Source organism: Rheinheimera baltica (assembly GCF_030731985.1).
Taxonomy (GTDB): domain Bacteria; phylum Pseudomonadota; class Gammaproteobacteria; order Enterobacterales; family Alteromonadaceae; genus Alishewanella; species Alishewanella baltica.
The window spans coordinates 322,877-336,043 of record NZ_JAPJDY010000001.1 but is presented as its reverse complement, the minus strand read 5'-3'; the positions used below and the strand labels follow the sequence as shown (position 1 = coordinate 336,043).

The 13,167-nt window shown below is 47.8% G+C and carries 11 protein-coding genes; 2 read left to right on the top strand and 9 right to left on the bottom strand.

What is annotated here, in order from left to right; all coding sequences use genetic code 11:
* Window positions 1-394 precede the first annotated feature (394 nt).
* Window positions 395-2,017: a response regulator gene (locus tag ORJ00_RS01610; RefSeq protein WP_306138786.1), complete on the top strand. Its 1,623-nt coding sequence runs from the start codon at window positions 395-397 to the stop codon at window positions 2,015-2,017.
* On the opposite strand, the gene ORJ00_RS01605 is transcribed toward ORJ00_RS01610, so the two are convergent.
* The 9 genes from ORJ00_RS01605 to ORJ00_RS01565 all read right to left on the bottom strand — a co-directional run bounded on the left by ORJ00_RS01605 (window position 2,014) and on the right by ORJ00_RS01565 (window position 12,268).
* Window positions 2,014-2,511, bottom strand: a complete 498-nt coding sequence (locus ORJ00_RS01605) for a DUF2919 family protein (RefSeq protein WP_027669562.1) — start codon at window positions 2,509-2,511, stop codon at window positions 2,014-2,016. The two genes, ORJ00_RS01610 and ORJ00_RS01605, sit on opposite strands and share 4 nt — an antisense overlap.
* 70 nt (window positions 2,512-2,581) lie before the next feature.
* Window positions 2,582-4,615, bottom strand: a complete 2,034-nt coding sequence (gene ligA, locus ORJ00_RS01600) for an NAD-dependent DNA ligase LigA (protein WP_306137682.1) — start codon at window positions 4,613-4,615, stop codon at window positions 2,582-2,584.
* A 93-nt stretch (window positions 4,616-4,708) separates the two neighbouring features.
* The gene (zipA, locus tag ORJ00_RS01595; protein WP_305974741.1) at window positions 4,709-5,638 is read right to left on the bottom strand and encodes a cell division protein ZipA; all 930 of its coding nucleotides are present in this window, start codon (window positions 5,636-5,638) and stop codon (window positions 4,709-4,711) included.
* A gap of 14 nt (window positions 5,639-5,652) precedes the next feature.
* Window positions 5,653-9,069 (bottom strand): AAA family ATPase, encoded by a 3,417-nt coding sequence (locus tag ORJ00_RS01590; RefSeq protein WP_306138785.1) that lies wholly within the window; start codon window positions 9,067-9,069, stop codon window positions 5,653-5,655.
* A 75-nt stretch (window positions 9,070-9,144) separates the two neighbouring features.
* Window positions 9,145-9,762 carry a mechanosensitive ion channel domain-containing protein gene (locus ORJ00_RS01585; protein WP_027669567.1) on the bottom strand — a complete coding sequence of 206 codons (618 nt, stop codon included), beginning with the start codon at window positions 9,760-9,762 and terminating at the stop codon, window positions 9,145-9,147.
* Between the two features lie 27 nt (window positions 9,763-9,789).
* Entirely contained in the window at window positions 9,790-10,284 is a 495-nt protein-coding gene (locus ORJ00_RS01580; protein ID WP_027669568.1) for a YcgN family cysteine cluster protein, read from the bottom strand.
* 2 nt (window positions 10,285-10,286) lie between these two features.
* Window positions 10,287-10,949, bottom strand: coding sequence for a fumarylacetoacetate hydrolase family protein (locus ORJ00_RS01575; RefSeq protein WP_305974747.1), 663 nt, complete (start codon window positions 10,947-10,949; stop codon window positions 10,287-10,289).
* Window positions 10,950-10,951: 2 nt separating this feature from the next.
* Complete coding sequence (locus tag ORJ00_RS01570; protein ID WP_306138784.1) at window positions 10,952-11,971, bottom strand: lytic murein transglycosylase; 1,020 nt, start codon at window positions 11,969-11,971, stop codon at window positions 10,952-10,954.
* Between the two features lie 27 nt (window positions 11,972-11,998).
* Window positions 11,999-12,268 (bottom strand): YcgL domain-containing protein, encoded by a 270-nt coding sequence (locus ORJ00_RS01565; RefSeq protein ID WP_306138783.1) that lies wholly within the window; start codon window positions 12,266-12,268, stop codon window positions 11,999-12,001.
* 164 nt (window positions 12,269-12,432) lie between these two features.
* Here ORJ00_RS01565 and minC point away from each other — a divergent pair, with 164 nt between their 5' ends.
* Window positions 12,433-13,164: a septum site-determining protein MinC gene (minC, locus tag ORJ00_RS01560; RefSeq protein WP_306138782.1), complete on the top strand. Its 732-nt coding sequence runs from the start codon at window positions 12,433-12,435 to the stop codon at window positions 13,162-13,164.
* Window positions 13,165-13,167 lie beyond the last annotated feature (3 nt).

Sequence of the window (13,167 nt, the reverse complement as noted above, 5' to 3'; positions counted from 1 at the left end):
CTTCTTAGTACACAAACATAGCTGAGCATTGCCCTCTCTTTACTTAGACACGGTTGCCACTGATTCAATCACAGTACAATCCACCACTTCTTAATACACATACATAGCTGAGCACCGCCCGCTCTTTACCTAGACACGGTTGCCCCTGATTCAATCACAGTACAATCCACCACTTCTTAATACACATACATAGCTGAGCACCGCCCTCTCTTTACTTAGACACGGTTGCCACTGATTCAATCACAGTACAATCCACCACTTCTTAATACAAAAACCATAGCAAAGCACCGCCCGCTCTCTTCGACAACACGGTCGCCGTTAATTACCTGTTATTTTTTCTTCAAAGCTTGCTATAGTAAAACCAATATTACCTGCACCGGAACAGCCGTAAGCTATGGAACCCGCTGTTAAACGCGATGAACGTATTTTAATTATTGATGATCAAAGCTTAAGCCAAAGTTATTTGCGTTACGCGCTGGAACAGCTGGGATATCAAAACATTAGCTATGCTGGTCGCGCGCAATCGGCATTGAATTTTTGCAAGCAGAATAACTATGATCTAATTATCTGCGCGTATAACCTACCCAACGGTAAAGACGGCTACCAACTGTTTGAAGAGCTCAAAGCAACCGGCTTACATAAACTCAATTGCGGCGTAATTTTTATTAGTGCCGAAACCGAACCCGCATTGGTGCACAGTGTGTTGGAATTGCAGCCAGACGAGTTTCTGGCCAAGCCGTATGTTATTCGTGATTTACAGCAACGCATAGAGCGCGTGTTAAAGCGTAAACAACAGCTGCGGCCGGTATACGAATTACTCGAACTAAAACAGCATGACAAAGCGCTCGATTGGCTTAATCAACAACTGACACAACCTGAACTACACAAGCTATACCCGCTATTTCTTAAGCTAAAAGGCGATATCATGCTACAACAGCATGCCTATTCTGATGCTCTGGTATTTTTCAATGCCATGTTACAAATTCAGCCGTTTAGCTGGGCCAGAATTGGCAGGGTGTTTTGCCTGCTAAGACAAAATGCAGAAGATCAGGCCTTTGCGGAATTACAGCAAATGTTATCGCGTACTGAAACACGGCTGTATGCTTTGGATTGCCTGGCTGAACTAGAGTTTCGCCAGCAGCATTTTCAACAAGCACAGCAGCATATATTGGCTGCTGCAGATATAGCACCGCGAAATTTATTGCGCCAGCAAAAACTATTGCAATTGTCCCGGCTAAACCATGACTATGAACTGCAATACCGGGCCGCCAGAGACATGGTTAAATTTGCCCGCTATTCAATGTACGAACAGCCAGATTTATACCTGAACCTGGCAAGAGCCAGTATTGATTTCGCCCTTAGCAGTGAAGACAGTGAACAACAAACCCGTTTAAGTCGCCAGGCAACCATGTCGCTTAATACGGTGCAACGCCAGTATGGTTTGCAAAATCTGACAGAGGCGCAGCAAGTATTGCAGGCGCGTCTTTTGTATTTGCAAGACCACAGAGATAAAGCTCGCCAGTTATTAGTTGAGCTTAGCGAAGAAATAGAAATAGACTCATTAGAAAATGCCTTGGATAAGGCCAAAGCACTGCACGAAGTGGGGTTGAGTGACGCCTCTAAAAGCTTGTTTAATCGTATTAGCCAGCATTGCCGCCAACAACAACCAGAACCCTTATTTGCTGCCTACCTTAACCAAGAACAGCAAGAACGCGCTGCCATGGCACATGGCCCACGAGAACTAAATAACAATGCTGTACATTTATATCAACATGGTAACTGGCAAGAAGCCTTCTCTGCTTTCACACTGGCGTGGCAAGTGATGCCGAAAAACGCCGGCATTGCACTCAACTTATGGCAAACACTGCTTACCAGCCCTCGCCCACTTTGTTCGGCTCAGCAAAAACAGCAACTGCTTAACCAATGCCAACAGCTGATAGAAAACAGTAATTTAAAACCAGAACAAATGCTGCGTTACGAACAACTAAAACAAAAAAAACTTAGCATACTGGCTTAATTAGTATTGGTTTCTGTCACCGGCGCTATCGGCTCTGGCCACTCAGCAAAAACCGCTTTTAACGTTCTGGACCTTAGCAACCAGATACACCCAATAATTAGCAGTAACGGCGACACAATCCGCCATGGTGCATCTAACATAACCTGTGAGGGTAAATGCGATACACTCACCACCAAATCAACCACAGCAACACTGAGCATAATTAGGCCACCGTAGCGCCAAATATGGCGCCAGCCACGTCTGCCTTTCGGTTTACGCTGGCTTAACGCGGCAATCAATAACAGCAGCGGAGCGGCAACTGCGCAGGCGATAATAAAATCGCGCTGCAATGGATAAAACAGTGCCAGCATTGAGCGCTGATCCTGTGGCAGTGTTAATACCAATATCCAGCTTATGTATGGCCGGAGTAACAACAATAACAACCAGTAAAAACGCAGTGGCACCTTGTGCAGGCCATAGTCGTCTAGTACAGGCCACAGCGGGGCTTTACTCATAGCTGACGTCTGCGCTGCGCCAGCATACCCCGCCCCACTCCAGCAATAATTGATAAATAACATCAGGCATTTATTGCACCCCATACTTTGCAAACACATCCAGCATCTGCTGCTCTGTCCACACGGGCACATTAAGCTCAGTTGCCTTAGCCAGTTTAGATCCGGCATTGTCACCGGCAATAACGGCATGGGTTTTAGCCGATACAGAGCCCGAAACCTTAGCCCCCAAGCGTTGCAACCGCGCTTTAGCGTCATCGCGGCCCATACTGGTTAACGTGCCGGTAAGTACCAGTGTTTGCCCGGCAAAAGGTTGCTCAGTCGCCGCCTGCTGCTCAATCGCCGGCCAGTGAATACCGCAACTTAGCAATTGCGCAATCACGTCTTGGTTATGAGGTTCAGCAAAAAAGCCCAGCACATGCTCTGCTACAACGGCACCAACATCCGAAACGGCAACTAACTGCGCTAAATCGGCCTGTTGTAACAGGGATAACTCGGTAAAATGATTGGCAATATTTAGCGCTGTCGCCTCGCCCACTTCGCGAATACCTAATGCATAAATAAACCGCGCCAAGGTGGTTTGTTTAGATTGCTCTATCGCCGCTAACAGTTTGAGGGCTGACTTTTCTGCCATGCGCTCAAGACCAACCAGCGCCGCCATATCAAGCTGGTAAATTCCTGCCGGGCTCGCAATCAGCTTTTGTTCCACCAGCTGGTCGACTAATTTATCGCCCAAGCCATCTATATCCATGGCTTTGCGTGCCACAAAGTGCTTAATTGACTCTTTTAGCTGCGCCGGACAAAATAAGCCGCCACTGCAACGCGCTACCGCTTCACCGCTTACCCGCTCGACAGCAGAGCTACAAACCGGGCATTCAGACGGAAACTCGATATCCCGCGCATCAGCCGGGCGCTGCTCTTGTACTACCGACACAATTTGTGGAATAACGTCACCTGCCCGGCGCACGATTACCGCATCGCCAATTTTCACGCCTAAACGCGCAATTTCATCGCGATTGTGCAGTGTGGCATTACTTACCGTAACACCGCCAACAACCACAGGTTCCAGTCTGGCCACCGGCGTAATAGCGCCGGTTCGGCCCACTTGAAATTCTACATCAAGCAAGGTGGTTAGCATTTCTTGTGCTGGAAACTTAAAAGCAATAGCCCAGCGCGGCGCTCTGGCAACAAAACCCAGCGCTTGTTGCTGCGCCAAGTCTGCAACTTTAATCACCACGCCATCAATTTCATAGCTAAGGCTGGCCCTGCGCTGCAAGATATCCTGATAATAATCCAGCGCGGCTTCAGCGCCGCTGACTAAGCGAATTTCAGGGCAAACAGGAAGCCCCCAGTCTTTTAACTGCATTAAACGTTGATAATGACTTTGGCTATCTAACAAGCCGGTAGCATCATCAATTGCGCCAACGGCGTAGGCATAAAACATCAGCGGCCGCTGCGCACTAATTTTCGGGTCAAGTTGGCGCAAGCTGCCCGCAGCAGCATTACGCGGATTGGCAAAAATCTTTTCGCCACTTTGCCGCGCCTTTTCGTTCATGGCATTAAAACCTGCCAACGGCATAAACACTTCGCCACGCACTTCAAGCACAGCGGGTACCTTGTCACCTTTAAGCTTTAATGGCACCGCGCGTATGGTTCGCACATTGCTGGTAATATCCTCGCCGGTGTAGCCATCTCCCCGCGTAGCCGCTTGCACAAGCACGCCATTTTCGTAACGAATACTGACCGCTAAACCATCAAGTTTTGGCTCACAACAAAAACTAAATGCCTGCACTGTATCCAGGCGATCTGCCATGCGTTTACAAAAAGCATGAAACTCTGCAGCATCAAACGCATTGTCCAGCGACAACATAGGAATGGTGTGAGCAACCTGACCAAACTTACTCAACGGCGCTGCGCCAACACGCTGTGTCGGTGAGTCGGCAGTAATAAGCTCTGGGTTCTCCTGCTCAATTTGCTGTAACTGGCGATAAAGTGTGTCGTACTGGGCGTCAGGAACGGTAGGTTCATCCAACACATAATACTGATAGCTATATTGTTCCAGCTGCTGACGCAACTGCTGTACTTGTTGTAAAACAGACTGACTCATAGGGTTGTTGCCTGAAAAATAGATTGTTTTAGTTTGCCATAACAAAAACGGCAGGCCTATTGCCTGCCGTTTTAGCTGCTAATATTTTAACGATTAACCGTGAATAAGCTGCTGACGCTGAAATTCACGAATTTTATCGACATAATGCCGCACGGTTTGAACCGTTAACACACTGCGTTGCCCATCCAGTACCTGGCCGCCAAATTCATCAGCCAGCTTTTTTGCCGCATTGTGCATCAGATTAAAGTTTTGTAGTGGTTCGCCAGGGCCAGGCAATGTCATAAATAAACTCACGCCACGGGTGGCAAGTTTGTCAATATTCTCTAAATCAAAGGTGCCCGGATTAAACATATTCGCCAGACTAAATAACACCGCGCCCGAGCCGGCACTGTCTAAGTGACGGTGAAAAATGTCCATATCACCATATTTAAAGCCAAGAGTGAGTAAGGCCGACAATAAATCCGGGCCTTTCATTTCTTTAGTTTCTGGCAGTAATACGTACAAGATCAGCACTTCTGCTGGTTCTTCAGCTGCCGGTCGCGGTTCACTTTTAGCGGCAGGCTGATCATTATCAATCTCTACTGCTCCAGTATCAAAAGACGGTGAAGGTGTTTCATCATCCTCTATCGCAGAAAAATTCAGCTCGGGTGTTTTAGCATCATCAAACGGCAGTTCAGTTTGCACTTCTTCTTTGTAGTTCACGGGTTCTTTGTAGGTTACTGGCGCAGCCTTTACCGGAGTAGCTTGTACCCGAGTGGTGTGGCGCACAACCGGCTCAGCCTTCGCCGGAGATGCTGTATTAGTGTCAACATCAGTCGCGTTTTTTTTCACTACCCGCACCGGGCCTACGCCTAAATCGTCAAACCCTTCGGCCTTTTCACTGCTATCTTTTGCTGTTTCTTCATAATAACGGTGTCTGGGCTGGCCCGCATTTTTACGCACTGTCCACAGACCATGCAATAACAGTGCACCTAATACCAGGGCTCCGATAATAATAAAAATCAAACGTAATTCGTCAGCCATAAGTTTACCTTTAATTAAGAGGCTGCTGCCATTTTAACAGCATCATCCACATCTACAGCAACTACGCGCGATACCCCAGGTTCCTGCATCGTCACACCCATTAACTGTGCCGCCATTTCCATGGCAATTTTATTGTGGCTAATATAAATAAATTGTACCGTTTCCGACATTTCCCGCACCAGATTACAAAACCGGCCAACGTTTGCATCATCCAGTGGCGCATCTACTTCATCTAACATACAAAATGGTGCCGGGTTAAGCCGGAAAATCGAAAACACCAATGATAAAGCGGTTAAGGCTTTTTCACCACCCGATAATAAATGTATTGTACTGTTTTTTTTGCCCGGTGGTCGGGCCATTATCGTCACACCGGTTTCCAGCATGTCATCCTCAGTTAATGCCAGGTATGCACTGCCGCCACCAAACACTTTAGGGAACAATGTCTTTAACCCATCATTAACCTGTTCAAAGGTTTCTTTAAACTTTTGCCGCGTTTCTTTATCAATTTTACGGATTGCCGTTTCAAGCGTGTCCATTGCCGAAGTTAAATCGTCATTTTGTGCATCTAAATACTGTTTACGCTCGGCTTGCTGCTCGTATTCTTCAATGGCTGCCAAATTTATTGGCCCAAGTCGCCCGACCGCCTCAACCGTTTTATCTAACTGCTGTTGCCACAATGCTTCTTCGGCATCGGCTGGCAGCTCGGCCAAAATGTCCTTCATATTAACTTGCTGCTCACGCAAAAGTTCAAGCATGTTGTTAGCGCGCACCCGGTAACCTTCGCTATCAAGGCGTAAGTCTTCAATTTCACTGCGTTTTTTATTTACTACTTGCAGTACGCCGTGCTGCCCTTGTTCCAATTCGCGAATACGCTGCTCTACAGCGGCAACCGTTTCTTGCTGAGTTACCATTAGCTGCTCGGCATCTTGCCGCTCTAGCAAAGCTTGTTGCAACTGTTCCTGCAGCAGTATTTCCGGTGCGTCATCTTGTTCCAGCTGAAGCGTTATCTGTTGCACCTGCTCCTGTAATTGTTGCTGTTGTGCCTGCGCCCGTTTTATATTCTGCTGCACACTGGTTAACTGCTGCGCGGTAAGCTTTACCTGTGTTATTAGCTGCTGCAATAGTGTGCGTTTTTGTTCATACTGCGCTTTAAGCTGTTGTAACTGCAGTTGCTGTTGCCCGCTGGCACGGTTTAAGTCCACCTGTTCAGTTTCATGTTGCATTAGTGCGTCTAGTGCCGACTCAAGTTCAATCTCTAACTGCAACAACATCTCTTCGGCTTGCGCCTGTTGTAATGCGTACTGCTCAATAGCGGCCTGTAACTTAACTTGCTGTTTTTCCGCTTGTTGCAGTTCTTGCTGGTGCAATAACACCGTGGTGTGTAATTGCTGCGCCTGCCGCTCCAGCGTGCTTGCCTGTTGCAGCGCCTGTTGTAAAGCGGTTTCGGCCTGCTGCTGCAGCAAAAGCTCTGCACTAAGCTGGGTTTGCAGTGCAGTAAGTGCGCTCTGCTGTGTCTCTTGCTCTTTGGCTAATTCACTAAGCCGTTCAGTGCGGGCAAGATAGTTATCTTGCTGCTCGGCCCCGGCTTGCAATGCCCAGTTGCTACCCAGCCAATAGCCTTGCGGCGTAATGAAGGATTGCGCCGTATTAGTGCCTGGCATTTGCAAACGTTGTGCTTGCGCCTGTTCAATTGATGGACACAACATAATGTGGTTGAAGCACTCGGGGTAAATTCCCTCTACTATCACCTCACTAAGGCTACCCGGCACCGGTGTTGCCGTATTAGTACACACCACACTGCCAATAGTGGACGGCATGTCTGCCTCAATGCGGGCATGTTGTAATTGGCCAAGCACCAGGCCCACCGAATTAGCCCAGCCGGTTTTCACCTTAAGCTGAGCCAATAATTGCTGCCCCGTTTGTTGCTGTTGCAACTGCTGCAAACGCTGCTGCTCACGCTCAAGCAACAGCAACTCGTTGCTTAAATGTTGTTGTTGCTCGCGTAGCGGTTGGCACAGCGCTTCGCTGTGTTGTAGTTGTTGCCGGGCGGTGTCGCATTGCTGCTGCGCCAGGCTGAGTTGTTGCTGTAAATCGGCATAGTTTGACGTAAGTTGTGCCAGCTGCTGCTGCAACGGCATTATGGCAAGCTCAGTTAACTCGTGCTCTAGTTGCTGCTGGGCCTGGGTATATTGCCGTAACTGTTGCTGAATATTTTGCTGCTTTAGTTGGGCTTGTTGCTGTTGTTGTTGCAAGCGAAATTGTTGCTGCTGCCACTGTTGCTGGGCGTGAAGCTGTGCTTGCTGCTGATCTTCCATTAATTGCAGTTGCTCACTAAGCTCGGCCAACTGCTCTTCAACCAATGCCTGCTCTGGTTCGTCCTGCTCCAGTTGCTGGCTAAGCTCTTGCTGTTGGTCCAGCTCCGCCTGCATATAATGCTGTGCTTGTGCCAAGGTGGTTTTTGCCGTTTGCAACTGGGCGCTAAGGGTTTGCTGATGTTGGCGTTGACTTAATATTTGCTGCTCTAAGCGACTAATACTGCTGCCTAGCTGGTAAAACGTGGCTTGAACGCGCTCTAACTCCGCCCGGCTATCCTGCGCTTGCTGCTTTAGTTCCAACAGTACGCGTTGATCGCCAAGCTCTTGTGACTGGTATTTCTCTAACTCTGTCAGGCGCTGCTGTAATTGCTGATCCAGCGCACTGAGTTTTGTGCTGTAATACAACCACTTAATGCTAGTAAGCTGCGCTTTTAGTTTGCGCTCTTGCGCTTTTAATTCTTTATAACGCTGCGCTGCGCTGGCCTGGCGTTTTAACTTTTCAATGTTTTTACCCAGCTCTTCACGTACATCGGCCAGTCTGTCGAGGTTTTCCCGCGTATGCTTAATACGGTTTTCCGTTTCACGACGGCGCTCTTTGTATTTAGAAATGCCCGCCGCTTCTTCAATAAAAACCCTGAGTTCTTGGGGTTTAGACTCAATAAGCCGTGAAATCATGCCTTGTTCAATGATGGCGTAACTACGCGGCCCTAAACCGGTACCCAGGAAGATGTCGGTAATGTCACGCCGACGGCATTTGCTGCCATTGAGATAGTAATTAGATTGCGCCTCGCGGGTAACAATACGCTTAATAGAAATTTCACTACGATCGGCCATGCCGCCTGCCAGCCGTCCCTGAGTGTTTTCAAACATCAGTTCAACAGAGGCTTGCGACACCGGCTTACGTTGTGATGAGCCATTGAAAATAACGTCGGTCATCGCATCGCCACGCAGATTTTTAGCTGAGCTTTCGCCCAGCACCCAGCGCACGGCATCAATGACGTTTGATTTGCCACAGCCGTTGGGGCCAACAACCGCGGTCATTTGCTGTGGAAACGGTACGCTGGTACTGTCAACAAACGACTTAAAGCCAGACAGTTTAATGTGTTTTAAGCGCATCAGTGCAACATAGAATTATAATTTTATTGCCTGTAGCCGAATGTATCAGCGCCTAGCGTTGCTGTCACGGAATAATCAATCACTTTTGTGACCAATCAAGGTCTTACGCCGCCAGCGCTGGGCTTTCTCTACCACGGTGTGTTGTACCACCTTGCGGTTTTTTTTAGCAAACACCACTACCGGACGCGACACTAACAGGTTATTAGGGTAAATCACTTGCTCATTATCTTTGGTACGCAGTACGGTGCTAAATAAGTTAATTTCTACTATTCGCCCTTCCAGGTAATTGCCGCCATCAATAACACGCACTTCCATCCCCTCGGCAAAGGCTTTTTGCCCCAGCAGAATAAAAAAAGCGGTGATATTACTCAGTAAACTCCAGGCAGCAAACAGCGCCACGCCAATAACGGCAATCATAGAGGATGCCAACACCAGCAAGCCGCGAATATCGACGCCCCACACTACGCTAAGCACCACCACCAGCAACAAAGCCAGTAATATATGTGTAACCACCTGTGCACGCTTATGCAAATCGGCCTTAAGTCTGCTGCGTGAGACAACCGTTGCCAATAAAGGCGCTAACCGACGGCTGATCATAAAATACAGCGACACGGCGAACACACTAATAAGAATTTGCACGGTAGTTGGACTAAAGTGCTGCATAAACTGCTGAAAATATTGTGAAAATGACAAGATAATATCCCCAGGTACGGGTAAAGGTTAATCCAGATCGTTTAGTGGCCAGCGAACAATAAAATCTTCAAAGTCATCTAAGTTCACATCCAACTCTGAAATGGTTTTATTTCGCACCGACATCTGCTTTTTATGCATCAGACTTTTTTTGCCATCGTTTAGCAACGGGTGCCACTGCGGCAAACCACGCCCTTCATGTAAACGCCGATAGGCACAGCTGGTAGGCATAAAGAAAATGTCTTTTAAATTCTCTTTTGTCAGCGCGATGCAATCGGGTACTAACACGGTGCGCTGGCTATATTCAGTACATTCACATTTATGGCTGTTAAGGTAACGACAGGCAATATTGGTGAAATGCACCTGTTCATCCTGATGCAACACCGCCGTTGGCCCTTCTTCTTCCTCATCGTCAATAAACTTATTTAAGCAGCATTTAGCGCAACCATCACACAGCGCTTCCCACTCTTCTTTGTTCATTTCATCCAGAGATTTGGTTTCCCAATAACGTTCTGCTAACGCCATGCTTAGTGTACCTTGCTGTTAACGGTGAGAACATTAGCCAACTGCAGCTGTAACTCGTCACCAGAATGTAATGGCCCCACGCCAGCGGGCGTGCCGGTAAGAATGATGTCGCCAGGCAGTAGGGTAAAATGCTGGCTCATTTCGCTAATAAGCTGATAAACAGGGCGAATCATAAGCATTGTATTCGCTTGCTGCCGTACTTCGCCATTCACCCGTAAACTAAAATCCAGCTGTTGAGGGTCGCTTACCTGGGCTTTGGCAACAAAACCGGCAACCGGGCAGGCGTTGTCAAAGCCTTTGGCTATTTCCCATGGCCGGCCTAATTGTTTCAGTTGGGCCTGCACATCCCGTAAGGTTAAATCCAACGCTAAGCTGTAGCCCCAAATCGCGTCTATCACGGTTGCGATATCCGCATTTTTAAGTGGTTTAGCAATCAGCACAGCCAATTCAGTTTCATTATGCACCGCACCTTGTTGCTGCGGTATAGTGATGCCAGATTGCAAGGCACACAGTGCCGTAGACGGTTTTATAAAAAACAACGCTTCTGGTGCTGTTTTACTTTGCATTTCAGCAATGTGGTCTTGATAATTTTGGCCGATACACACCACTTTACCCTGCGGCAGGTCGATAACATTGCCCTGCACATCCTGGTGTTGATAGTTCATGCTTATTGCTCCGCCGCTACGATAAGATCAGCCAAATACCCCACACTAGTGACAAAGTAATATGAACGGTTCCAATGCATAAGTGCTTTGTAATTGTCGTAAGCTAAAAAGGCCCGGCCGCCTTCACCATCGGGGAGTATCAATGCTGCGGTAAGATCACGTTTGGGTAACGCCGTATTATTAAGCCGCTTTACCCCCAAAGCCTGCCAATCGGCCAAACTACGTTCAGACTGCGCCCAACGGCCCAGCCATTCGCTGCGCGCCAGACTGCCGCGGGCAATAGCATGGCTACTGTCAAACGCCTCTGGCAGCAACACTTCACGGCCCCAGGTTTTATTACTGTCCCAGCCTTGTTGCTTTAAATAGTTGGCAACAGAGGCAAACACATCTAACTGATTGGTCCAAATGTCTTTTTTACCGTCACCGTCACCATCTTGCGCATACGCCATAAACGAGCTGGGCATAAACTGGCTTTGGCCCATAGCACCGGCCCAAGACCCTTTCATATCATCCAGCACAATGTGTCCCTGCGCTAAAATATCCAGAGCATGAAAAAACTCAGCTTTAAAAAATGTTTCCCGTCGGCCTTCATAGGCCAGCGTTGCCAGAGCTGATGGCACTGAATACCCGCCCATAATACGGCCGAAGCTACTTTCCAGCCCCCACAAAGCCACAATAAACCGCGGTTGCACACCATATTTCTCGCCAATGATTTTCAGCTCAGGTAAATATTGCTGATACCGCTCGCGGGCCATTTTTATGCGGGTTTCGCTAACGCGTTTAGGTAAATAAGTGCTTAAGGTTTCAACAAACTCCGGCTGGGATTTATCGGCACTAACAATGCGCTCGTGGAACGTTAACGAGGCAAACACGGCGTCGACCAACTCGGTGGTATAGCCCTTGCCTAACGCCTCTTGTTTTAAGGTTGCAGTGTAATCGGCAAAACTGGGTTTCACATCATTGGCAGAAGCAGACAGACTCAATACCGCTACCACAGTAATAGATAAAAGCTTTCTAAACATATTAAGGCCCGTTGAATTAACTAATGATTAGCGCGATTGCGCTTTATGCTGCGCCAGTAAATTTTCTACCGGAGGTGGCAGTTGCAAATAATACCCTTGCTGACTTAACTGTTGCTTTACCTTATCGATATCCGCCAAGGCTAAATGTTCCCGCTTGGCTAAATTAAGTAGCGTAACCAACACTGGCGAACCAAAGGTGTTAAGCAAGGCATCAGGCACAGCCGAGAAGTCATCCCGCTGCTTAACATAAAGAAAGGTGCCCTCTTTTTTCAGACTTTTATATACCGCACACAGCATCGAATAAAACCACGCCTCAACCTTGCTTAACGAAGGCCTAAACTATAACATGAAGCCTTGTTATTGCGTACCCGCCAACCCGCGGCAAAGCAAATAAATGCGCGGCCTGGCACTGCCAAAGCCGCAGTAGCGACAAATTATAATAAGTGCGCAAAGTAGAAGTTATGTCAGAACAAACTTTGGAATTAAAAGGCAGTCTCTTTCCTTTATCGGTACTCTCGTGCCCGGATCTTAGTGTTGCGGCGTTACAACAGCAGTTAAGCCAGAAGCTATCACAAGCGCCAGCGTTTTTTTATCAGGCCCCTATTATTCTCAACCTCACTGGTTGCCAACAAACACCTGATTTTATTGCAATAAAAACGCTGTTTGTTGAATTAAACCTGGTGTTAGTGGGCGTATGTGGCGCCAGTAATGATATTAAACAGCAGGCGCAACAGGCGGGTTTAGCAGCATTACAGCTGGGTAAAGATAGTAAAGCCGTTAAAACGGCCGAAACGATAACATCAGCAGAAAACAGTAATGCCACACGCCAAACTACTGTGGTAACTAATAATGTGTCGGTACCCATGGATACCAAAATTGTTGAGCAAACCGTGCGCTCTGGCCAACAGGTTTATGCCAAAGGCACAGATTTGGTTATAAAGGGCACCGTGGGCGCCGGCGCCGAAGTGATTGCCGATGGCAATATTCATATTTATGGTACCTTGCGTGGCAAAGCCATTGCCGGGGCCAGCGGTGACACCAGCAAACGTATTTTTTGTAACAATTTACAAGCAGAGCTTGTTTCTATTGCCGGTAATTACTGGCTTAGCGAAAGCCTGCAAGGCGAGTTTTGGAGCAAGGCAGCCTGCGTTAAATTGCAGGACGACCAATTGGTATTAGCAGATTTAGTATAAGGA

What these genes read in the sequence shown, in the direction of transcription:
- ORJ00_RS01610 (WP_306138786.1), top strand. Translation starts at nt 395, where the DNA reads ATGGAACCCGCTGTTAAACGCGATGAACGTATTTTAATTATTGATGAT.
- ORJ00_RS01605 (WP_027669562.1), bottom strand. Translation starts at nt 2,511, where the DNA reads ATGAGTAAAGCCCCGCTGTGGCCTGTACTAGACGACTATGGCCTGCAC.
- ligA (WP_306137682.1), bottom strand. Translation starts at nt 4,615, where the DNA reads ATGAGTCAGTCTGTTTTACAACAAGTACAGCAGTTGCGTCAGCAGCTG.
- zipA (WP_305974741.1), bottom strand. Translation starts at nt 5,638, where the DNA reads ATGGCTGACGAATTACGTTTGATTTTTATTATTATCGGAGCCCTGGTA.
- ORJ00_RS01590 (WP_306138785.1), bottom strand. Translation starts at nt 9,069, where the DNA reads ATGCGCTTAAAACACATTAAACTGTCTGGCTTTAAGTCGTTTGTTGAC.
- ORJ00_RS01580 (WP_027669568.1), bottom strand. Translation starts at nt 10,284, where the DNA reads ATGGCGTTAGCAGAACGTTATTGGGAAACCAAATCTCTGGATGAAATG.
- ORJ00_RS01575 (WP_305974747.1), bottom strand. Translation starts at nt 10,949, where the DNA reads ATGAACTATCAACACCAGGATGTGCAGGGCAATGTTATCGACCTGCCG.
- ORJ00_RS01570 (WP_306138784.1), bottom strand. Translation starts at nt 11,971, where the DNA reads ATGTTTAGAAAGCTTTTATCTATTACTGTGGTAGCGGTATTGAGTCTG.
- ORJ00_RS01565 (WP_306138783.1), bottom strand. Translation starts at nt 12,268, where the DNA reads ATGCTGTGTGCGGTATATAAAAGTCTGAAAAAAGAGGGCACCTTTCTT.
- minC (WP_306138782.1), top strand. Translation starts at nt 12,433, where the DNA reads ATGTCAGAACAAACTTTGGAATTAAAAGGCAGTCTCTTTCCTTTATCG.